General features: G+C 65.7%; 18 protein-coding genes and 1 riboswitch. Of the genes, 13 read left to right on the forward strand and 5 right to left on the reverse strand.

Annotated features, from left to right (window positions below; translation table 11 throughout):
• Positions 1-27: 27 nt before the first annotated feature.
• From petA to AC4FS3_RS10675, 3 genes are read left to right on the forward strand one after another with little or no spacing between them, the layout of a single operon-like run.
• Complete coding sequence (gene petA / locus AC4FS3_RS10665) at positions 28-594, forward strand: ubiquinol-cytochrome c reductase iron-sulfur subunit (protein WP_092899907.1); 567 nt, start codon at positions 28-30, stop codon at positions 592-594.
• Positions 595-604: 10 nt separating this feature from the next.
• Positions 605-1,918 carry a cytochrome b gene (gene petB / locus AC4FS3_RS10670; RefSeq protein ID WP_092899905.1) on the forward strand — a complete coding sequence of 438 codons (1,314 nt, stop codon included), beginning with the start codon at positions 605-607 and terminating at the stop codon, positions 1,916-1,918.
• A gap of 20 nt (positions 1,919-1,938) precedes the next feature.
• On the forward strand, positions 1,939-2,730 hold the full coding sequence (locus tag AC4FS3_RS10675; RefSeq protein WP_249497383.1) for a cytochrome c1: 792 nt from the start codon (positions 1,939-1,941) through the stop codon (positions 2,728-2,730).
• 63 nt (positions 2,731-2,793) lie between these two features.
• Here the strand turns inward: AC4FS3_RS10675 and AC4FS3_RS10680 are convergent, their stop codons facing one another.
• The 4 genes from AC4FS3_RS10680 to AC4FS3_RS10695 form a co-directional block, all read right to left on the reverse strand.
• Positions 2,794-3,495 carry a thiamine ABC transporter ATP-binding protein gene (locus AC4FS3_RS10680; protein WP_491020550.1) on the reverse strand — a complete coding sequence of 234 codons (702 nt, stop codon included), beginning with the start codon at positions 3,493-3,495 and terminating at the stop codon, positions 2,794-2,796.
• Positions 3,479-5,005 (reverse strand): thiamine/thiamine pyrophosphate ABC transporter permease ThiP, encoded by a 1,527-nt coding sequence (locus AC4FS3_RS10685; RefSeq protein ID WP_491020551.1) that lies wholly within the window; start codon positions 5,003-5,005, stop codon positions 3,479-3,481. The genes AC4FS3_RS10680 and AC4FS3_RS10685 overlap by 17 nt, the downstream gene beginning before the upstream one ends.
• A complete protein-coding gene (gene thiB, locus AC4FS3_RS10690; RefSeq protein WP_491020676.1) occupies positions 4,981-5,955 on the reverse strand; it encodes a thiamine ABC transporter substrate binding subunit in 975 nt (324 codons plus the stop codon). Before thiB ends, AC4FS3_RS10685 begins: the two co-directional genes overlap by 25 nt.
• Positions 5,956-6,001: 46 nt before the next feature.
• A riboswitch (TPP riboswitch) is annotated at positions 6,002-6,102 on the reverse strand.
• A 138-nt stretch (positions 6,103-6,240) separates the two neighbouring features.
• The gene (locus tag AC4FS3_RS10695; protein ID WP_491020552.1) at positions 6,241-7,263 is read right to left on the reverse strand and encodes a TerC family protein; all 1,023 of its coding nucleotides are present in this window, start codon (positions 7,261-7,263) and stop codon (positions 6,241-6,243) included.
• A 307-nt stretch (positions 7,264-7,570) separates the two neighbouring features.
• Here AC4FS3_RS10695 and aroC point away from each other — a divergent pair, with 307 nt between their 5' ends.
• From aroC to trxA, 7 genes are all read left to right on the forward strand, one after another.
• Entirely contained in the window at positions 7,571-8,671 is a 1,101-nt protein-coding gene (gene aroC / locus AC4FS3_RS10700) for a chorismate synthase (RefSeq protein ID WP_491020553.1), read from the forward strand.
• A gap of 38 nt (positions 8,672-8,709) precedes the next feature.
• The gene (gene tsaE / locus AC4FS3_RS10705; RefSeq protein WP_491020554.1) at positions 8,710-9,165 is read left to right on the forward strand and encodes a tRNA (adenosine(37)-N6)-threonylcarbamoyltransferase complex ATPase subunit type 1 TsaE; all 456 of its coding nucleotides are present in this window, start codon (positions 8,710-8,712) and stop codon (positions 9,163-9,165) included.
• Complete coding sequence (locus AC4FS3_RS10710) at positions 9,162-10,160, forward strand: aminoglycoside phosphotransferase family protein (protein WP_491020555.1); 999 nt, start codon at positions 9,162-9,164, stop codon at positions 10,158-10,160. The genes tsaE and AC4FS3_RS10710 overlap by 4 nt, the downstream gene beginning before the upstream one ends.
• Positions 10,139-10,852: a nucleotidyltransferase family protein gene (locus tag AC4FS3_RS10715; protein WP_491020556.1), complete on the forward strand. Its 714-nt coding sequence runs from the start codon at positions 10,139-10,141 to the stop codon at positions 10,850-10,852. Before AC4FS3_RS10710 ends, AC4FS3_RS10715 begins: the two co-directional genes overlap by 22 nt.
• On the forward strand, positions 10,849-13,773 hold the full coding sequence (gene addB, locus AC4FS3_RS10720) for a double-strand break repair protein AddB (RefSeq protein WP_491020557.1): 2,925 nt from the start codon (positions 10,849-10,851) through the stop codon (positions 13,771-13,773). Before AC4FS3_RS10715 ends, addB begins: the two co-directional genes overlap by 4 nt.
• Entirely contained in the window at positions 13,770-17,081 is a 3,312-nt protein-coding gene (gene addA / locus AC4FS3_RS10725; protein WP_491020558.1) for a double-strand break repair helicase AddA, read from the forward strand. The genes addB and addA overlap by 4 nt, the downstream gene beginning before the upstream one ends.
• Before the next feature lie 76 nt (positions 17,082-17,157).
• The gene (gene trxA, locus AC4FS3_RS10730) at positions 17,158-17,484 is read left to right on the forward strand and encodes a thioredoxin (RefSeq protein WP_092899883.1); all 327 of its coding nucleotides are present in this window, start codon (positions 17,158-17,160) and stop codon (positions 17,482-17,484) included.
• A 51-nt stretch (positions 17,485-17,535) separates the two neighbouring features.
• Here the strand turns inward: trxA and AC4FS3_RS10735 are convergent, their stop codons facing one another.
• Positions 17,536-18,234: a spermidine synthase gene (locus tag AC4FS3_RS10735; RefSeq protein ID WP_491020559.1), complete on the reverse strand. Its 699-nt coding sequence runs from the start codon at positions 18,232-18,234 to the stop codon at positions 17,536-17,538.
• A 323-nt stretch (positions 18,235-18,557) separates the two neighbouring features.
• Here AC4FS3_RS10735 and hslV point away from each other — a divergent pair, with 323 nt between their 5' ends.
• Genes hslV through hslU form a run of 3 tightly spaced genes read left to right on the forward strand, consistent with a single transcriptional unit; the run spans position 18,558 to position 21,480 of the window.
• The gene (hslV, locus tag AC4FS3_RS10740; protein ID WP_283176366.1) at positions 18,558-19,115 is read left to right on the forward strand and encodes an ATP-dependent protease subunit HslV; all 558 of its coding nucleotides are present in this window, start codon (positions 18,558-18,560) and stop codon (positions 19,113-19,115) included.
• Entirely contained in the window at positions 19,112-20,185 is a 1,074-nt protein-coding gene (locus AC4FS3_RS10745; protein WP_283176365.1) for a hypothetical protein, read from the forward strand. The genes hslV and AC4FS3_RS10745 overlap by 4 nt, the downstream gene beginning before the upstream one ends.
• Complete coding sequence (gene hslU, locus AC4FS3_RS10750) at positions 20,182-21,480, forward strand: ATP-dependent protease ATPase subunit HslU (RefSeq protein WP_283176364.1); 1,299 nt, start codon at positions 20,182-20,184, stop codon at positions 21,478-21,480. The genes AC4FS3_RS10745 and hslU overlap by 4 nt, the downstream gene beginning before the upstream one ends.
• Positions 21,481-21,514 lie beyond the last annotated feature (34 nt).

Raw genomic sequence — 21,514 nt, forward strand, 5'->3', positions numbered from 1 at the left:
GCGCGGCCATGCCAGGGAGAGGAACTCGTGTCCCAAGCAGATGATCACGCAGGCAGCCGCCGCGACTTCCTGTATTACGCCACTGCCGGCGCCGGAGCAGTTGCGGCCGGAGCCGCCGCCTGGCCGCTCGTCAACCAGATGAACCCCTCGGCCGATACGCGTGCGCTCGCCTCGATCTACGTCGATGTGACGAATGTGGCCGTTGGCTCGCAGCTGACGGTGAAATGGCGCGGTAAGCCCGTTTTCATTCGTCGTCGCACCGCCGAAGAAATCGAAGCGGCCCGCGCCGTTTCCGGCGATGATGCTTCGCTCATTGACCGCAATTCCGAGAACAAGAACAAGCCGGGCACCGATGCCTCGGACCAGAACCGCTCGCTGGACGAAGCCGGCGAATGGCTGGTGATGATGGGCGTCTGCACCCATCTGGGCTGTGTGCCTCTGGGCAATGGCGCCGGTGAATTCGGTGGCTGGTTCTGCCCGTGCCACGGGTCTCACTATGATACGGCTGGCCGTATCCGCAAAGGTCCGGCCCCCCGGAACCTCGAAGTGCCGGTGGCTCAGTTCACCGACGAAACCACGATCCTGCTGGGCTGAGGAACGCAACATGGCCGGTATTCCGCACGACCATTACGAACCGAAGACCGCCCCCGAGAAGTGGCTGCACAAGCGGCTGCCGATCGTTGGCCTGGTCTATGACACGCTGATGGTGCCTACCCCGAAAAACCTGAACTGGATGTGGATCTGGGGCATTGTCCTCGCATTCTGTCTGGCGCTGCAGATTGTGACCGGCATCATCCTTGCGATGCATTACACGCCGCATGTCAGCCTCGCCTTCTCATCGGTCGAGCGCATCATGCGCGACGTGAATGGCGGGCATATGATCCGCTATCTGCACGCGAACGGCGCCTCGCTGTTCTTCTTCGCCGTCTATCTGCACATCTTCCGCGGCCTCTATTACGGCAGCTACAAAGCTCCGCGCGAAGTGACCTGGATCATCGGGATGCTGATCTATCTCATGATGATGGGCACGGCATTCATGGGCTATGTTCTGCCCTGGGGCCAGATGTCCTTCTGGGGCGCGACCGTGATCACCGGCCTCTTCGGCGCGATCCCGGGCATCGGCGAGCCGATCCAGACGCTGCTTCTTGGCGGCCCGGCGGTCGACAACCCGACGCTGAACCGCTTCTTCTCGCTGCATTACCTGCTGCCCTTCGTGATTGCAGGCCTCGTGATCCTTCACATCTGGGCCTTCCACCACACCGGCAACAACAACCCCACGGGTGTTGAGGTCCGCCGCGACAGCAAGGCCAATGCCGAGAAAGACACGGTTCCGTTCTGGCCCTATTACGTCATCAAGGACCTTTTCGCGCTGGCCGTGATCCTGGTGGTGTTCTTCGCGATTGTCGGCTTCATGCCGAACTTCCTTGGCCACCCCGACAACTATGTCGAGGCCAACCCGCTCTCCACGCCTGCCCATATCGTGCCGGAATGGTACTTCCTGCCCTTCTACGCGATCCTGCGGGCTTTCACCGCCGATGTCTGGATCGTGATTGCGGCGGAATGGGTGACCTTCGGGATCGTCGACGCCAAATTCTTCGGCGTGCTCGCGATGTTCGGCGCGATCGCGGTCATGGCGATTGTTCCCTGGCTCGACACCTCCTCGGTGCGTTCGGGGCGCTATCGTCCGATGTTCAAATGGTGGTTCGCGCTGCTTGCTGTCGATTTCGTGGTGCTGATGTGGGCCGGTGCTATGCCCGCAGAAGAACCCTATGCCACGATCTCGCTGATCGGTGCGGCCTATTGGTTCGCCTATTTCCTCGTGATCCTGCCGCTGCTTGGCATCATCGAAAAGCCGCTGCCGCAACCGGCGACGATCGAGGAAGACTTCAAATCCCACTACCCGCACGCGGCTGAGTGAAGAAAAGGATCTGACGCAAAATGTTCCGCAAGATCATTCTTTCTGCAGCCACCTCGCTCGCCCTGACGGGCGCAGCGCTGGCAGCTGGCGATGCCGGCCATATCGAGGATGTGGACTTCTCGTTTGAAGGCCCGTTCGGCACCTATGACCAGTTGCAGCTGCAGCGCGGTCTCCAGGTCTTCACCGAAGTCTGCTCGGCCTGCCACGGGGCGAAATTCGTCCCGATCCGCAGCCTCGCGGATGACGGCGGCCCGCATCTGCCGGCCGATCAGGTCCGCGCCTATGCGGCCGGTCTCGAAGAGATCGACCTGCCCGATGGCACCACCCGTCCGCGCGAATGGACCGACAACTTCCCCGCGCGTTCGGGCGAAGGTATGGGGCCGGATCTCTCGCTGATGGCCAAGGCCCGCGCGGGGTTCCACGGTCCTGAAGGCACCGGGATCAACCAGCTCCTGCGCGGCATCGGTGGCCCGGAATATATCCATGCGATCCTCACCGGCTATACCGGCGAGACCAAGGAAGAAGCCGGCACCACTTTCTACGAAAACCACGCCTTCCCCGGCGGCTGGATCGCAATGCCGCCGCCGCTGACCGAAGATCAGATCACTTTTGAAGATGGCAGCCCCGCAAGCATCGACGCGATGTCGATGGATGTTTCGGCCTATCTGATGTGGTCGGCAGAGCCCAAGATGATGGACCGCAAGAAAGCGGGCTTCGTCGCGGTGACCTTCCTGATCCTTCTGTCGGTGCTGCTCTATCTGACCAACAAGAAGATCTGGGCGCGGGTTAAAGGCAAGGAATTCACAGCCTGAGATCAGGCGTGATTCCGAAAAGACCAGGTACAAAGCCCCGCCCCTCCGGCGGGGCTTTTCCTTTTACGTCTTAAATCCGAGATAGGCCGCCAGCGCTGGCGGCGGATCGGCCAGCAAGGGCCCCGTCGCAACCGGCGCCGCCGCCACGCCATCCGCAACAAGCACCGTCTGCCCGGCAAAATCCAGCGCGTCGCGGGGCTCATGCGTCACCATCAGCACGGTGGCACCGGTCTCGCCGGCAACCTCGGCCAGCAAAGCCAGCATCTCTCCCTTCAAAGCCGGTCCAAGCGCCGCAAAGGGCTCGTCCAGCAAGAGAAGCGGTCGTGCGCGAAGCAGCACCCGCGCCAGCGCCGCCCGGCTCGCCTGACCGCCGGAAAGCTGCGCGGGTTTTCGCGCGCCAAACCCCGCCAGCCCGACCCGTTCCAGCGCCTCCGCCACCCGTGCGTGATCCGGCGGCGCCAGACGCAGGTCCGGCCGGATCCCGAGCCCAAGATTTTGCGCCACGCTCAGATGCGGAAGCAGGTTCTGATCCTGAAACAGGATCGAGAGCGGCCGCTCCCCCGGCGGCAGTCCGGTCAGATCGCGCCCGTCAAGCCAGATCCGGCCCGAGGCCGGCGCATAGAAGCCGGCAATCGCCGCCAGAAGCGAGCTTTTCCCTGCCCCCGAAGGCCCGATCACCGCGATCTTCGCCCCCGGCTCCGCCTGCCAGTCCGCGGACAGCCGAAAGCCTTCCTGCTCCAGAACCAGGTTATCGAGCCTGAACATGCCGCCCTCCCGCATCGAAAATCCAAAAGAGCCCGAAGCTGAGCGTGATCAGGACCAGTGCCGCCGCGGCCGCCGCCTCAGTCCGGTAGGCGCCCATCAGCTGCTGCACCAGAAGCGGCAATGTCGCCTCCTGGCCGCTGGCGAAAAGCGCGATCACGCCCAGATCCCCCATCGACAAAGCCGCCGCCACGCCGGCCGCAAATCCCAAAGGCCGCGCCAGCCGGGGCAGGGTCAGATAGCGCAACCGCGCGACCCCCCGCAGATCCAGTGACGCCGCCAGCCGCCCGTAATCCGCCTCAAGCGCGCGGGCATCGGTGATCAAAAGCCGGTAGACGAAAGGCAGCGCCATGACTGCATTGACCAGCACCGTCACCGGCAGTGCCAGCTGCCCGGGGGACGCAAAGGGCCGCGCGATCAGGAAAAGCCCGGTCCCAAGCACCAGGCCCGAGGCCGCCAGCGGCAGCACGGCGGTCAGCTCCATCCCCCGCGCTGCCCTGCGGGCCACCGCCAGCGCAAGGACCAGCCCTGCCCCCACCGTCACCAAAGTCGAGATCAGGGCGACCAGAACCGACCGCAGCGAGGCCCCCCAGAGGCTGGGCGGCAGCTCCGCCAGCCCCGGCAGACCGCGCAGGATCAGCGCGAGCAGTGGCAACAGCAGGAAAGCTGCCGCCAGCAAAAGCCAGCCCGCATCCGCAAGGCGCCGCCAGCCCGCAGGCGCGGGCAGCGGAAGCGCGCGGTCAAGGCCTGCGCCAAAGCCCGGGCTTGACGCCAGCCGCCAGGCCAGCAGCGCGGCAAACGCCCCGATCCCGGTCTGGATCAGCGATAGTCCCGCCGCATGGCCAAGGTCGAATTCGAACCGGATTGCCTGGTAGATCGCCAGTTCCAGCGTGGTCGCACGCGGGCCGCCGCCCAGCGTCAGCGCCACCGCGAAAGAGGTCAGGCAGATCGCAAAAACCGTCGCCAGCGCGCCGGGCAGCACCGAGGCCAGCATCGGGCGCTCGATATGGCGTGCGATGTCGCGCGGGCCAAAGCCCAGCGAGGCCGCAAGGCGGAAGCGCTCTGACGGTACCGAGACCCAGGCCTGAAGGATCATCCGCACAGCCAGCGGCAGGTTCAGGAAGACATGCGCGATAACCACACCATGCAGCCCGTAAATGCTGAACCCGGGCAGGCCGAGCGCGGCAAGCCCGCTATTGACCCAGCCCGAGCGGCCGAAAACCGTGATCAGCCCGATCACCGCGACGATCACCGGCAGAAGGAACGGGGCGCCCATCAGGGTGATCAGAAGGCCCCGCAAGGGAAAGCGCCGCCGCGCCAGCGCTTTTGCCACCGGCACCGCCAGCGCGACCGAGATCAGCGCCGAAAGCCCGGCCTGCAACAGGGTAAACCGCAGCGCCGCAAGGTCGGGCGTGCTGAGCCGCAGGCCGCCCGCCCTGAGGGCCACCGCCGCCAGCGGCGCGGTGACCAGGAGCGCGGCGGTAAGGCTTACTGCCCGAGCGAGGATTGCCATTCCGCCAGCGCAGGGCCCCGCGCCTCCAGCGCCTCATCGGCCGTCAGCAACAGGGATTTCGCCGGACGATGGGTCTCGAACCCTTCGGGCAGCGCGATCTCGGTTGCGGGATACATCCAGTTGGTTTCCGGGATCACCGACTGGAAGGCCGGCGACTGGGTGAAGGCGATGAACTCCTTCGCAAGTTCGGGCTGCTTTGAGGAGGCGAGGATGCCCGCGACCTCGATTTGCAGGTAATGGCCCTCGGCAAATTCGGCCCAGTCTTTGCTGTCGTCTTTCTCGGCCAGCCGGTGATAGGCGGGGGATGTGGTGTAGGAGAGAACCATATCCGCCTCGCCCTCGAGGAAGAGGCCGTAAGCCTCGGACCAGCCCGGCGTCACGGTCAGGATATTGTCGGAAAGCCCGGTCCAGATTTCGGGCGCGCGATCGCCGTAAGCGGCTTTGACCCACATAAGCAGACCGAGGCCCGGCGTCGATGAGCGCGGATCCTGGATCACGATTTTCAGATCGCTGTCACCCAGAGCGCGGAAATCCTCGGGCGGCATCGCGGTTCTGGTGCGGTCATAGACAAAGGCAAACCAGCCCCAGTCCCATGGCAGGAAGAGATCATCCTCAAAGGCGACCGGCAGGCCGGTCGGGGCCGCTTCGCCATGTGGGGCGAAAAGCCCCGTCGCGCGCGCCTGGGCAGTCAGGTTGTTGTCGAGGCCAAGAACTACATCTGCCTCGGTGGCGGCACCTTCGAGCTGGAGGCGCGCCAGCAATGCCGCGCCGTCGCCGCCGGTGATAAAGCGCAGATCGCAGCCGCAGACCTCTTCAAACGCCTTTTCCACCGCCGGGCCGGGGCCCCATTCGGTGGTGAAACTGTCATAGGTCATGACGGTGAGCACGGGGGTCTCTGCCGCTGCCGCCAGGGGCAGGGAAGCGAGACATGCCGCAAGGAAGGGGCGCATCGGGCGCATGGAGGTCCTCCTGTTGCGACGGGGGCGATGCGCAAGGGGAGATCCGATGCACCTTCCCTCCGCCGGTATGAGCCGGTTCAGGTTCAACGGGTCCGCATGACGCATCTCAGCCCGTGACGGGCACCCCGAGGTGGGGCGGAGCATAGGGGAATGCCGGCGGGGTGCAAGGGGCAGCCGGGGGAGGGGGCGCTGCCCCCGAGGCTCTGGCGAGCCTCTCCCCCGGGATATTTAGCGACAGAAAATGAGGAAGGGGCGCGGTCAGCGCCCCTTGCGGCTTCAGGGGCGGGCGGGGTGGTCGTCGCCTGGCTCGCCCGGAAGAGTGGCATGAGCTGGCTGGCCGCGGGTCTTCCACAGCGAGACGACGACGCCGGTGGCGAGGATCGCGAAAGTGACGCCGAGCGAGACCGAGGCCGGGAATTTCTCGAGATCCAACAGCGAGGCGACAAAGACCTTGGAGCCGATGAAGATCAGCAGCACGGCCAGCGCATATTTCAGATAGGCGAAGCGGTGCAGGATCGCGGCCAGCGCGAAGTAGAGCGCGCGCAGCCCGAGGATCGCGAAGATGTTCGAGGTGAAGACGATATAGGGGTCAGAGGTGATCGCGAAGACCGCCGGGACCGAATCTACCGCGAAGATCACATCGGCGATTTCCACCATGATCAGCGCCAACAGAAGGGGTGTGGCATAGAGCTTCAGCTTGCCGGTCCCGGGCTCTTCCTTGCGCACGGTAAAAGCGTGCCCATGCAGCTCGTCTGTGACATTGAGGCGTTTGCGCAGGAATTTCAGCAGGGGGTTTCTGGCGATATCCGGCGCGTGATCTTCTTTGGCGAGCAGCATTTTAAGGCCGGTGAAGATCAGGAAGGCGGCAAAGATATAGAGCACCCAGTGATAGTTCTGCACCAGAGCCGCGCCAAAGCCGATCATCAGCCCTCGCAGGATAATGACGCCCAGGATGCCCCAGAACAGCGCCCTGTGCTGGTATTTGCGGGGGATCGCGAAGAAGCCGAAGATCATCGCGATGACGAAAACATTGTCCATCGCCAGGGATTTTTCGACCACGAAAGCGGTCAGGTAGAGGCCGGCCGCCTCGGCACTGATCTGCCACCAGACGAAGCCCGCGAAAAGGACGCCCAGCGTGACATAAAAGGCCGAGAGCTTCAGGCTTTTCGCGACGCCGATTTCCTCATCGCCCTTGTTCAGGACGCCGAGGTCAAGCACCAGCAGCACGAGGACGATTGCAAGGAAGGTGAGCCAGAGCCAAAGCGGCTTGCCCAGAAACAATGTCAGCAGGATTTCCATCCGACCATAGCCCTTTACACAAGGCGCCAGAGGGAATGACCGTCAGCTGAACCGTGGATACGGATCGGGAAAAATGCCGGGCAATCCATCGGGCGCGTTTCCCGATGCGGTCCGACATCACACCAGGCGTTTCCCGAAAGAAACTGGCCCTGAGTGCCAGAGGGGCCCGGCCCGCATCGGTGAAATGGGGGCAGGCGGTGCCATTTCAACCCCGCGCTTCACTTTTTTGTGGAATGAGGTTGTAACCTGCAAGGGGCGGGCGCTATGCCGCCTGTGTCAGCCCGCCCTGTCAGCACGGAGCACCGTCATGAGCCTCAACACATTCGGCCATCTCTTCCGCGTCACCACCTGGGGCGAGAGTCACGGCCCGGCGCTTGGCTGCACGGTGGATGGCTGTCCTCCGGGCGTGCGGCTGACCGAGGGCGATATTCAGCCCTGGCTGGATCTGAGGAAACCCGGCACCTCGAAATTCACCACGCAGCGGCGTGAGGCGGATGAGGTGAAGATCCTGTCGGGCGTGTTTGACGGCGTGACGACCGGCACGCCGATCCAGCTGATGATCGAGAATACCGACCAGCGCAGCAAGGATTATGGCGAGATCGCCCATGCCTTCCGCCCCGGTCATGCCGATGTCGCCTATCATCTGAAATATGGCCTGCGCGACTATCGCGGCGGCGGGCGGTCTTCGGCGCGGGAGACGGCGGCGCGGGTCGCGGCGGGGGGGGTTGCGCGGGCGGTTCTCGACATGATCGCGCCCGGGGTGTCGATCACCGGCTATATGGTGCAGATGGGCGAGAAAAAGATCGACCGGTTGCGGTTTGATGCGGGCCAGATCCGCGAGAACCCGTTCTTCTGCCCTGATATTGTCGCGGCGCAGGACTGGGCGGTCTATCTCGACGATCTGCGCCGGTCGCATAATTCGGTGGGTGCGGTGATCGAGGTGGTGGCCGAGGGCGTGCCGCCAGGGATCGGCGCGCCGCTTTATGGCAAGCTGGATTCTGACCTGGCCAGTGCGATGATGTCGATCAATGCGGTCAAAGGTGTCGAGATCGGCGATGGCATGGCCTCGGCCGCACTGACCGGGGTCGAGAATGCCGATGAGATGCGGATGGGCCAGGATGGGGTCGAGTTCCTGTCGAACCACGCGGGCGGGATCCTCGGCGGAATTTCCACCGGTCAGCCGGTGGTCTGCCGCTTTGCGGTCAAGCCGACCTCGTCGATCCTGACGCCGCGCCGCACCGTGAACGAATTCGGCCAGGAGCTCGACCTTGTGACCAAGGGCCGCCACGACCCCTGTGTCGGCATCCGCGCGGTGCCGGTGGGTGAGGCGATGATGGCCTGTGTGATCCTCGATCATATCCTGCTGGACCGCGGCCAGACTGCCGGGCGGCGCGGTCAGATCGGCTGAGGCTTGCGCCTGACCGGGCAAAAGCCGAAACTCGCGCCATGAAATCTGTCGATCTGTTCCTGCCCGATGAAGAGGCGGCGCGCCTGTTCGGGGCGCGGTTCGGGCTGTGCCTGCGCCCTGGCATGACCGTGTTGCTGGAAGGCCCGGTTGGCGCCGGGAAGTCGCATCTCGCCCGCGCGGCGATCCGCGCCATGGCAGGGGCTGAAATCGACGTGCCTTCGCCCACTTTCACCCTGGTGCAAAGCTACGAGACCGAAGCCGGCGAGGTCTGGCATGCCGACCTCTACCGGCTGAGCCATATTGGCGAGGTCGAAGAACTGGGCCTCGCCGAAGCCATCGGGCGCGACATCCTGCTGATCGAATGGCCCGACAGGCTGGGGCACTATGCGCCTGACGAGGCGATCCGCGTGACGCTGTCCTATGAGGGGGAAGGGCGGCGGCTGCTGGTCACCGGGCCGGAGGGTTTCCTCGCCTGCCTCGCTGGGGCGCCATGAGAGAGGTTGCAAAGACAGAGTTCCTGGCCCGGGCCGGCTGGGCTGCGGCCTGGCGCAGTCATCTCGCGGGGGATGCCTCGGCCAGGTCCTATGAGCGGCTGGTGCTGGGCGATCAGCGCGCGGTTCTGATGGATGCACCGCCCGGATGTGGCGATGATATCGGCGATTTCCACCGGATCGGCGCGCATCTGGCGGGGCTTGGCCTCTCGCCTCCTTTGACCCTTGCGATGGATGAGGCGCAGGGCCTCATGCTGATCGAGGATCTCGGTGACGGGATCTATGCACGGCTGCTCGAGGCCGATGCCGCAGCGGAACTGCCGCTTTATACGGCGGCGGTGGATGTGCTGATCCGCCTGCAAGGCGCTGCGCCGCCCAGCCCTTTGCCAGATCTGAGTGCGGAGGACTGGGCCGCGTCAGCCGCTCTGGCGCCGGAATTCTATGGCTTTGCCGCCACCGGCACACGCCCCGATGCGACGCCGTTCCTGAAGGCGCTCGAGGTCGCAATCCGCGCCCATGCCGACGGGCCGCGTGTCCTGATCCTGCGCGATTACCATGCCGAGAACCTTCTCTGGCTGCCCGATCGTCAGGGTGTCGCACGGGTCGGGCTGCTGGATTTCCAGCTCGGTCAGCTTGGCCAACCGGAATATGATCTCGTATCCTTGTTGCAGGATGCGCGGCGTGACGTGTCGCCCGGGGTCGAGGCCGCGATGGTTGCGCATTTCGCGCGAGAGACAGGGCGGGGCGATATCACGGCGGCCTATGCCACGCTTGGCGCGCTTCGGGCGCTGCGGATCATCGGGATTTTCGCGCGGCTGACCATGGTGGCGGGCAAGGATCGCTATCTTGCCTTTCTGCCCCGGGTCTGGGGCCAGCTGCTGCGCAACCTCGCCCATCCGGTCCTGGCGGAACTGCGCGGTGAAACCCTCGCTCTCCTGCCAGACCCCACGCCCGCCATCATTGAAAGGATCAGGTCATGCAGCCCGCCTTCCCCCTGATGGTCTTTGCCGCCGGTTTCGGAACCCGCATGCGAGAGCTGACCCGGAACCGACCGAAGCCTCTGATCGAGGTCGCCGGGCAGAGCCTCCTCGACCGCGCGCTGGATCTGGGGGCCGGGGCAGGCTGCGACCCGGTGGTGGTCAATACGCATTACCTCTCGCAGCAGATCGCCGATCATCTGAGGGGCCGCCCGGTCCGCATCAGCCATGAACCCGAGATCCTCGAGACCGGCGGCGGGCTGAAGGCGGCGCTGCCGGCACTTGGCCATGGCGCGGTGATGACGCTCAACCCGGATGTGGTCTGGACGGGGGGCAATCCGCTCAGCGCGCTGTCGCAGGCCTGGGACCCTTTGCAGATGGGGGCGCTGCTGCTGGTAAAGCCGCGCGAGGGCCTGCCGGGCCGCAAGGGCGGGGCAGATTTCTCGCTGGGCGCGGATGGCCGCCTGACGCGGATGCGCCGCGACAGCGAGACCGGCGAAGACCTTGACCCGAATGGCATGGTCTATCTCGGCGCGCAGATCCTGCGTACGGACTGGCTGTTAAGCCATCCTGAGCGGGTGTTTTCCCTGAACCTCGCCTGGGATGACATGATCCGCAACGAACGCGCGTACGGTCTGATCTGGGAGGGCGGCTGGTGCGATGTCGGCAGCCCCGAGGGCCTCGCCGAGGCTGAGGCTTTGCTGGCGTCATGATGTTTCCCGGATCCGGACCCCGCCTCTTCGGCCTGCCCCCCGGCGCTGATTTCCCAGCGAGGCTGGCGGCGGGCCTGCGCACGCGGCTTGAGGGCCAGCCGCCCGAGGCCATGGCGCGGGTGACGGTCTATCTGAACAGCCAGCGGATGCGTCGCCGCTTGCGCGAGACGCTGCTGGCCCAGGGCGCCGGTTTCCTGCCCCGGCTGAAACTGGTGTCGGAACCGGGGAATGATCCTTTGCTGACTGGCCAGGTCGAGGCCGCCTCGCCTTTGGGGCGGCGGCTGGAACTGGCGGTGCTGATCGACCGGCTGCTGGCGGCAGAGCCCGATCTCGCGCCGCGTCACGCGCTTTATGACCTGGCCGACAGCCTTGCTGGGCTGATGGATGAGATGCGGGCGGAAGAGGTGGATCCGGGCGCGCTTGACCTCCTTGATATCGAGGGCCATGCCGCGCATTGGTCGCGCACCCGGCGTTTCGTCTCGCTGATCGCGCAGTTTTTCACCGAAGGTGCGGCGCCGGACAGTGAGGCGCGGTTGCGGCTTGCGCTTTTGGCGCAGATCAGCGCTTGGGAGGCGGCACCGACCCCCGATCCGGTGATTGTCGCCGGATCGACCGGCTCGCGCGGAACCTCGGCTTTGCTGATGCAGGCAGTGGCGCGTCTGCCGCAGGGCGCGATCCTGGTGCCGGGCTTTGATTTCGATCAGCCGGAGGAGGTCTGGGCCAGCCTTGCTGACGGGACCGGCCAGGAGGATCACCCGCAATATCGCTATCACCGGCTGATGCAGACGCTGGGCCTTGGCCCTGGCAATGTGCAGGACTGGGACGGTCAGGGCGCCCCCGATCCGGCGCGGGGCCGGCTGATTTCGCTGGCGCTTCGTCCGGCGCCGGTCACCGATCAATGGATCGCTCAGGGGCCGGAACTGGGCGATTTGCAGGCCGCAACCGCGCGCATGACCCTGATCGAGGCCGCGAGCCCGCGTGACGAGGCCCAGGCGATTGCCCTTTGTCTGCGCGAGGCGGTGGCGGCGGGAAAACGCGCGGCGCTTTTGACACCGGACCGTGACCTCACGCGGCGGGTGACGGCGGCGCTGGACCGCTGGCGGCTGGTCCCGGACGATTCCGCCGGTTCGCCGCTGATCCACAGCCCGGCGGGGCGGATGCTGCGGCTGGTCGCGCGCGGCATGGGCAAGCGGCTGATGGCAGATGAGGTGCTGACGCTGCTGAAACACCCTTTGTGCTTCTCGACCGATCAGCGCGGCCCGCATCTGCGGCTGACACATGAGCTGGAACTGCGGCTCAGGGCGCGCGGTCCGGCCTATCCTGATCTCGCCTCGCTGCAGGCCTGGGCGGCAGAGCAGCGCGATCCCTTCGCCGCCCCCTGGGCGGACTGGCTCGGCGCGGTGCTGGCAGAGCTGGAGGCCTGCACCCCGGCACCCCTCCCCGATCTGATCACCCGGCACCGCGCGCTGGCCGAGGCTTTCGCGCGCGGCACCGACGCGGGCACCGGGCGGCTTTGGCAGGATGCGGCGGGCGAAGCGGCGCTCGGCGTGATCGAAGACCTCGCCGCCGAGGCGCCCGGGGCGCTGCATCTCGGCCTTGGCGATTATGCCGCGCTGGCGGATGGGGTGATCAACCGCGCCCAGGTGCGCAGCCTGATCCCGGCGGATGAGCGGATCGTGATCCTTGGCGCCCAGGAAGCGCGGGTCCAGGGCGCGGATCTTGTGGTGCTCGCCGGTCTGACCGAGGGCGTCTGGCCGGCGCAGCCCGACCCGGACCCCTGGCTGAACCGCAAGATGCGGATGGAGCTGGGGCTTTTGCTGCCCGAGCGCCGCATCGGGCTTTCGGCACATGACTTCCAGATGGCGGTCGCGGCGCCCGAAGTGGTGCTGAGCCACGCGCACAGGAATGCCGAGGCTGAAACCGTGCCGTCCCGCTGGCTGAACCGGCTGATGAACCTGCTCGATGGTCTGCCAGATCAGGGCGGGCGCGTCGCGCTTGCCGCGATGAAAGCGCGCGGCGACCGGCTGATCCGGGATGCGGGCCTTGTGGGGGCGCCGATCCTCTCGGCGCGCGCGCGCCGCCCCTCGCCGCGCCCGAAGGTGGCGGACCGCCCGAAATCGCTGTCGCTGACCGAGATCGAAAAGCTGATCCGCGACCCCTATGCGATCTATGCGCGGCACCTGTTGCGGCTGCGCCCGCTGATGCCTCTGCGCCCGATGGCGGATGCGCGGCTCAGGGGCGAGATCCTGCATAAGGTGCCCGAGGCGCTTTTGCGCGAAGGCCTGCCGCCCACGGCTGCTGACGCCGCAGCCGCGCTGATGCGGATCACCGACCGGGTGCTTGAGGAAGACGTGGCCTGGCCCGCGATGCGAGCGATCTGGCGGGCGCGGATGGCAGAACTGGCGATGCCCTTCGTGCAGGGGCTTTTGGCCGAGGGCGGCGAGGTGGTCTCGCTGGAACAGAAATACCGGGTCGAGCTGAAGGACCCGGATTTCGTGCTGGTCGGCAAGCCCGACCGGCTGGATGTGACAGCCGAGGGCAAGCTCAGGATCGTCGATTACAAGACCGGCGCGCCGCCGACGGAAAAGCAACAGGCGGCGTTCGCGAAACAGCTGCATCTGGCGGCGGTGATGGCGAGCCTTGGCGGCTTTCCCGAGGCCGGTTTCCCCGATGAGGTCGAGATCGCCTATATCCGCCTCGCGGCCGATCTGAAGACGATCTCGGCGGTTCTCGGCCCCGATGACCTGCACCGGCTGCTGGAAGAATTCCGCCGCCTGATCCGCGCCTGGGAAGACCCTGAGCGGGGCTATACCGCGCGCCAGGCCATGCTGGGCGCGCGCGAGCACAGCGATTATGATGATCTCGCGCGGTTTGGCGAATGGGACATCACTGAACAGGCCGAACCGGAGGATATGCCATGACCCAGCATCCGGCATCCCTGGCGCAGATCGCGGCGGCAGATCCTTCGGTCAATGTCTGGCTGGTGGCCAACGCGGGGTCTGGCAAGACCAAGGTGCTGACCGACAGGGTGGCGCGGCTTTTGCTGCGCGGCACCGACCCGCAGAATATCCTCTGCCTGACCTATACCAAGGCCGCCGCCGCAGAGATGCAGAACCGTCTCTTCCGCCGGCTGGGGGAATGGGCGATGGCGCCGGATGCGGGGCTGCGCCGGAACCTTGGCGATCTGGGCGAAGGCGGCGATCTGTCGGAAGCCGCGCTGAAACGCGCCCGCCAGCTCTTTGCCCGCGCCATCGAGACGCCGGGCGGCATCCGCATTCAGACCATTCACTCCTTCTGCGCCGGTCTGTTGCGGCGCTTTCCGCTGGAGGCCGGGGTCAGCCCGTCTTTCAGCGAGCTTGATGACCGGTCGGCGGAACTTCTGCGCAATCAGATCCTTGAGGAAATGGCCGAAGGCGAGGCGCGCGGCCTGTTCGAGGCGATCCTGCCCGAGGTGGGCGAGCGGATCGATCCTTTCCTCGCAAAACTCACCGGGATGCGGGCCGAGCTGATGCAGGTGCCGGAAGAGGCCGCGCTGCGGGTGGCGTTCGGGCTGCCGCCGGGCCTTGATGAGGCGGCGCTGGAGGAGGAGGTCTTCGGGCCGGGTGATCAGGCCATGCTGGCGGCGGTGGCGCCGGTGCTGATGTCCTCGTCAAAGGTGACCGATCAGAAGGCCGGGACTGCACTTGCGGCTTTGCCCGCGCTGGGGATCGCGGCTCTGCCGGTGCTGGAGGGGCTGTTCCTGTTTGGTGCCACGGCGAAAGCGCCGTTTGGCGCAAAGCTGGACACTTTCCCGACCAAAGACTGCCGATTGACGCTGGGCACTCATCTCGACGGGCTGCAATCCCTGATGCGCCGGGTCGAAGGCGGGCGGGCGTTGCGGCTTGGCCTTGGCGCGTTCCGCAAGGCGCTGGCGCTGCACCGGTTCGCCGCCGATTTCCTGCGCCGCTATGAGGGCGCGAAAGCCACGCATGGCTGGCTCGATTTCGATGATTTCATCACCCGCGCGACGGCCTTGCTGACCGACCCGAGTGTGGCGCCCTGGGTGCTGTACCGCCTTGATGGCTCTATCGACCATGTGCTGGTTGATGAGGCCCAGGACACTTCGCCCGCGCAATGGAAGATCATCGCGGCGCTGACAGAAGAGTTCATGGCCGGGGAAGGCGCGCGCGACACCGAGCGGTCGCTTTTCGTGGTCGGTGACAAGAAACAGTCGATCTATTCTTTCCAGGGCGCCGATGTGGCGGGGTTTGATGCGGTGAAAACCCGTTTCGCGCAAGGTTTTGCGGCGGCGGGTGTGCCGGTCACCGAACAGGCGCTGGAATATTCTTTCCGCTCGTCTCGCGCGCTGCTGGATCTGGTCGATCAGTCCTTCCCGGGCGAGGCCGAGGCGGCGCTTGGCGGCGCCTTCCGCCACCGCCCTTTCCACGAGGCGCTGCCCGGACGGGTGGAGGTCTGGCCGGTGGTCCCGAAACCCGAAGACCCGGAGCCGGGCGAGTGGTTCGACCCCATCGATCAGGTCGGCGAGGAAGACGCGACAGAAGTGCTGGCCCGTCAGATCGCGGCTGAGATAGCGGCGATGATTGCGGCGGGACGGCAGATCCCGGATCACCGCGCGCCTGGCGGGTTCCGTCCGGTTCATGCCGGGGATTTCCTGATCCTCGTGCAGCGGCGCGGGCCGATCTTCAACGCGGTGATCCGCGCCTGCAAGACCGCTGGCCTGCCGATTGCCGGACCGGACCGGCTGACTTTGACCGGCGAGCTGGCGGTGCGTGACCTGCTGGCGCTCTTGTCCTTCCTCAACACGCCCGAGGATGATCTGGCACTGGCCCAGGTGCTGCGCTCGCCGCTGTTCGGCTGGTCCGAAGCGCGGCTTTACGCGCTGGCGCATGGGCGCAAGGGCTATCTCTGGGAGCGTCTGCGCCATCTCGACGAGCCCGGGACGCTGTCGGTGCTGGATGATCTGAGGAAGCTTGCCGAATATATGCGGCCCTATGATCTGCTGGACCGGGTGCTGACGCGGCATCAGGGGCGCGCAAAGCTCCTGGGCCGGATGGGCGATGAAGCGGCGGATGCGATTGACGAGCTGAGCCAGCAGGCGCTGGCCTATGAGCGCGGCGAAGTGCCCAGCCTGACCGGGTTTCTGGTCTGGATGGAGGCCGGCGAGGTCGAGGTCAAGCGCCAGGCCGAGGGCGAGGGGCGGCTTATCCGCGTCATGACGGTGCATGGATCGAAGGGCCTTGAGGCGCCGGTGGTGATCCTGCCCGATACCGGCGACCGGCGGCTGACCGACAAGGACATGATCCTCGCGATCGGTGAGGGCATGGTCACCTGGTCGGGGCGCAAGGCAGAAGATACCGGCTTGGTCGCCGAGACCAAAGCCGCCCGCGCGGCGGCGCGTGAGGCCGAAAACCTGCGGCTGCTCTACGTCGCGATGACGCGGGCAAAGCACTGGCTGATCGTTGCGGCGGCGGGCGAGGCGGGGCCGGGATCATGGCATCATTCTGTGCTGACCGGGGCGGAGGCTCTGGGCGCTGTGCCGGGCGAGGACGGGCGCATCCGTCTGGGCTTTGGCGACTGGCCGGGGGATGCGCCTGCGGCGGCAGCCGCGCCAGAGGTGCCGCATGCGCTCAGCCTTGCGCCGCTGCCGGGCGCGGTGGCGCCGCCGCGGATCTGGTCGCCCTCGGGCCTCGGCGGCGGCGAGGCGAAGGTCGAAGGCGGGCGATTCCATCTGGTGCTGGATTTCGAGGAAGACGATCCGCTGGAGCGCGGCACCAGGCTGCATCTTTTGCTGCAACATCTGGCCGAGGCGCCGGTTGCGGCCTGGCCGCATCTCGCGGCGCGGCTGGGCGCGGGCGAGGCGCTTCTCGGTGAGGCGCGGGCGATCCTGACCGCACCGGATCTGGCCTGGATGTTCGGCCCGGGAAGCCTTGCCGAGGCCGAGCTTTCGGCGCCCTGGAATGGCGGCTGGCTGGCCGGTTCGGTCGACCGGCTGGTGATCACGCCCGACCGCATCACGGTGGTCGATTTCAAATCGAACGCCGTGGTGCCCGACGGTGAGGACGGCATCCCCGAGCCCTATCTGCGCCAGCTTGGTGCCTATGCCCATGCGGCGGCCCTGATTTACCCCGGGCGCGAGATCAGGGCGGCGATCCTCTGGACCAGGGTGCCCCGGCTGATGCCGGTGGATCCCGCCAGGGTCCAGGCTGCCTTGCAGCGCGCGCAGGTCTGATCATCCGGACCGGTCCTTGACGTTCGCCAGGGTCAAACCTAGCTTCCATATAACCCAATTCTCAGGAGAGACCCCCATGGGCGCTGCAACTGTCGCTGTTACTGATGCCACTTTCGACGCCGAAGTCCGCCAGTCGGACGTGCCGGTGGTGGTGGATTTCTGGGCCGAATGGTGCGGCCCGTGCCGGATGATCGGCCCGGCTCTGGAAGAGCTGGCGACCGAATATGCCGGCAAGGTCAAGATCGTGAAGGTCAATGTCGACGAGAACCCGGAAAGCCCGGCGGCGCTTGGCGTGCGGGGTATCCCGGCTCTGTTCCTGTTCAAGGATGGCCAGGTTGTGTCGAACAAGGTCGGCGCCGCGCCGAAAGCCGCGCTCGACAACTGGATCAAGGCGGCAATCTGATCTGTCGGACGAATGCGGACGGCCCCGGGAAACCCCGGGGCCGTTTGCGTTTCAGGCGGCCTTTTTCAGGCCCAGAGCCGCCGCGTCATCAGCGGCGAAATAGATGTGATGCATTGCATCGACCCGCCCCGGCATCAGCGCGATATCATCGCGCCGCCAGGGCCAGCCCTGCCGGGTCAGACGCTGCTCAAAGCCGGGGGCGATCTCGGCCGACCAGAAAGCGGCAATACCGCCTTTGGCCAGCGCCCCCCGGCTGCGGCTCAGGCCGCTTTCGGTATAGATCGCGCCATTGGTTTCCCGCACCAGAGTATCCGGCCCGTTATCGGTATCCATCAGGATCACGTCGAACCGGCCCGGATTGCGCGCCAGAACCGTTGTCACATCGGCGATTTCAACGCTTACGCGCGGATCGGTCAGCGGATGACCGGCGAGATGCGAGAGCCGCCCGTGATTCCAGGCGACGATTTCCGGCACCAGTTCGCATACCGTCACCTGCGCCCCTGGTCCCAGCAGATCCAGCGCCGCGCGCAAAGTGTAGCCCATGCCAAGGCCTGCGATCAGCACATCGCGCGGCGCACGGCCCAGCAGACGCAGCGCGCGGGTCGCCAGCACCGCTTCGGACTGATGGTTGAGGTTCGACATCAGCTCGATGCCGTTATAGCGGATCTCGTAAAGGCTATCCCGCTGGCGCAAAAGGATTTCATCGCCCGCCGCATTGGTGGCGCGGGCCAGATCGTTCCAGACTGTCATGGCTGTCCCATAGCTGAAGCCGCGCCAGGCGCGGTCTGTCAAAATCAAGCAGGTTCAGAGAAGGGGGTTGCCCGCCGGCTCAGCGGCGTGGCAACCCGAAGCCATTGCGGGCGCAGGTTCCGATCAGCACCGGGAACAGCGCCGTGATATTCGGTAGGTTCCGGCTGGAAATCGGGCTGGACATCGGCTCGCCTGGGTCGGGGTCATGAAAGACAGGTGATCATGGCCGTCTGCCCCCCGGAAGTCCAGCCTTACGCCGCTGACTTGTGCCAGTCCGGCCGGCGCTCCATATAGGGGCACGGAACAATGCGAAGGGCATTCCCATGGCTGACGACAAATTCCCCGGCTGGCACGGGACCACGATCCTCGCCGTGCGGCGGGGGGGCGAGGTTGTGGTGGCGGGGGATGGCCAGGTCAGTCTGGGCCAGACGGTGATCAAGGGAACGGCGCGCAAAGTGCGCAGGCTTTCCCCTGGCGGGCATGATGTGGTGGTAGGCTTTGCCGGTTCGACGGCGGATGCGTTCACCCTGCTTGAGCGGCTTGAGAAAAAGCTTGAAGCGGCGCCAGGGCAGCTCGCGCGGGCCTGTGTCGATCTCGCGAAAGACTGGCGGATGGACAAATATCTGCGCAATCTCGAAGCGATGCTGATCGTGACCGATGGTGACCAGCTTTACGTGCTGACCGGCGCGGGGGATGTGCTGGAGCCGGAACATGATGTCGCGGCCATCGGCTCGGGCGGAAATTTCGCGCTCGCCGCCGCGCGCGGGCTGATGGAGAGCGATCTGCCGGCCGAGGATGTGGCGCGCAAAGCCATGGCGATTGCCGCGTCGATCTGCGTCTACACCAATGGCAATCTGACGGTGGAGACGATCCGCAAATGACCTCTGATGACCTTCGCGCCGGCGTTCAGGCCGGTATCCTGACCGAGGCTCAGGCCGCGTCCCTGTCGACCTTGGTCGCGGCCCGCGCCGGCCGGCGCGCGGCAATGCCGGCGGAGGACGAGCCTTTTGAGTTTTTCAAAGGCTTTTCCGAGATCTTCATCTCGCTTGGCCTGATCATCCTGCTCTCAGGCACGCTTTCCTGGATCGCCTGGGCCGGAGGCGCGACAATCGCCATTGTTCTGCCGCTGATTGCGGCAGGGATCGCCTGGTGGTGGGCAGAGTATTTCACGCTGAGGCGGCGGATGAACCTGCCGTCGATGGTGCTGGCACTGGTTTTTGGCGGCGGTTTGCTGATCGCGGTCACCACACTTGTGTTGCAAAACGCCGGCCAGCCGTCCCGGGGCCTTCTGATGCTGCCGCCACTGGTGGCGACTTTGGGCATGGCGGCCTGGTATCGCCGGTTCCGCTTGCCGTTTTCGATGTTCGTGCTGGGCGGATTTGCGCTTTTGACGCTTTATGCGCTGACCACCTCGACCGATGCGCTGATCGGGCTCGCCATCGGGACGCGTTCCGGCGGCATGAACGGGCTCTTTGATCTGCGCGAAAGCCCGGCCTTTGCTTTCGCGACGCTGGGCTTCGGGATCGCGGCTTTCCTTGCGGGGATGTGGTTTGACATGCGCGACCCGCACCGGCTGGGAAGGAATGCCGCAACGGCCTTCTGGCTGCATCTGCTGGCGGCTTTCGCGCTGGTCAATACCGTGGCGGTGACGCTCTACGGCTCGGGTGGCATGGTGCTTTTGCTGGTCGCGCTGCTGATCATCACCGGGCTGGCGCTGGTGATCGACCGGCGCTCGTTTGTCTCGGCTGCCATTGGCTATATGGCCTTCGTGATCGTCTGGGCGACGGGGGGCGGCGATTTCGGCTCCTGGGCCTTTGCGCTGCTGCTTCTGGGCGCGCTGATCACCGCCATCGGCACCTGGTGGGTGCAGCTGCGCGGCTGGCTGATGCGCACCCTTCCCGACTTTCCCGGCAAAGACCGGCTTCCTCCCTATTCGAGGCCTGAAGTATGACCGACCTGACCCCCCGCGAAATCGTCTCGGAACTGGACCGTTTCATCATCGGCCAGGCAGATGCCAAGCGCGCCGTGGCTGTGGCCTTGCGCAATCGCTGGCGCAGGAACCGCCTCGCCGCCGATCTGATCGACGAGGTTTACCCGAAGAACATCCTGATGATCGGGCCGACCGGGGTCGGGAAAACCGAGATTTCGCGCCGGCTGGCGAAGCTCGCGAAAGCGCCGTTCCTCAAGGTCGAGGCGACTAAATTCACCGAAGTCGGCTATGTCGGCCGCGATGTGGAAAGCATCATCCGTGATCTGATGGATGTCGCCATCGTCGATACCCGCGCGATGATGCGCGATGAGGTGCGCGAAAAGGCGAAACGCGCCGCCGAGGAGCGGGTGATCGAGGCGATTGCCGGCAAGGATGCACGCGACCAGACCCGCGAGATGTTTCGCAAAAAGCTGCGCTCGGGTGAGCTGGACGAGACCATGATCGAGATCGAGGTCCAGGACCCGGTGCCCGCCATGCCGATGATGGGCGGCGGCCAGGGGATGGAGATGCAGCTTCAGGGCCTGCAGGAGATGTTCGGCAAGGCGTTTCAGCGCTCGACAAAAAAGCGGGTCACGGTGGCGGACAGCTATGATCTGCTGCTGGGCCAGGAGGCCGACAAGCTTCTGGATGACGAGGCGGTGAAGGCGCGCGCGCTGCAGGTGGTGCAGGCCGATGGTATCGTTTTTCTTGATGAGATCGACAAGATCTGCGCCAAATCCGAGGCCCGCGGCGCCGATGTGTCCCGCGAAGGCGTGCAGCGTGATCTGCTGCCGCTGATAGAAGGAACAACCGTTTCGACCAAATACGGGCCGGTGAAGACCGATCATATCCTGTTCATCGCCTCTGGCGCCTTCCATATCGCCAAACCCTCGGACCTGCTGCCTGAATTGCAGGGCCGTCTGCCGATCCGGGTCGAGCTTGAGGCGCTGACCGAGGGTGATTTTGTCCGGATCCTGACCGAGACTGACAATGCGCTGACCCGGCAATATACCGGGCTGATGGCGACCGAAGAGGTGGCGGTCAGCTTTACCGAAGACGGGATCGCGACGATTGCGGCGCTCGCGGCCGAGGTGAACCGCTCGGTCGAGAATATCGGGGCACGCAGGCTTTACACGGTGATGGAGCGGGTGTTCGAGGAGCTTTCCTTCACCGCGCCGGACCGCCCGGGTGAGGCGGTGGTGGTGGATGAGGCCTTTGTCGAAAAGAATGTCGGCGGCCTGGCGCGCTCGGCTGATATTTCCCGCTACGTGTTGTGACGTCGCGGGCGGGGGCCTGCCCCCGCCTCCTCCT

It is taken from the genome of Pseudogemmobacter sp. TB195, assembly GCF_058313095.1.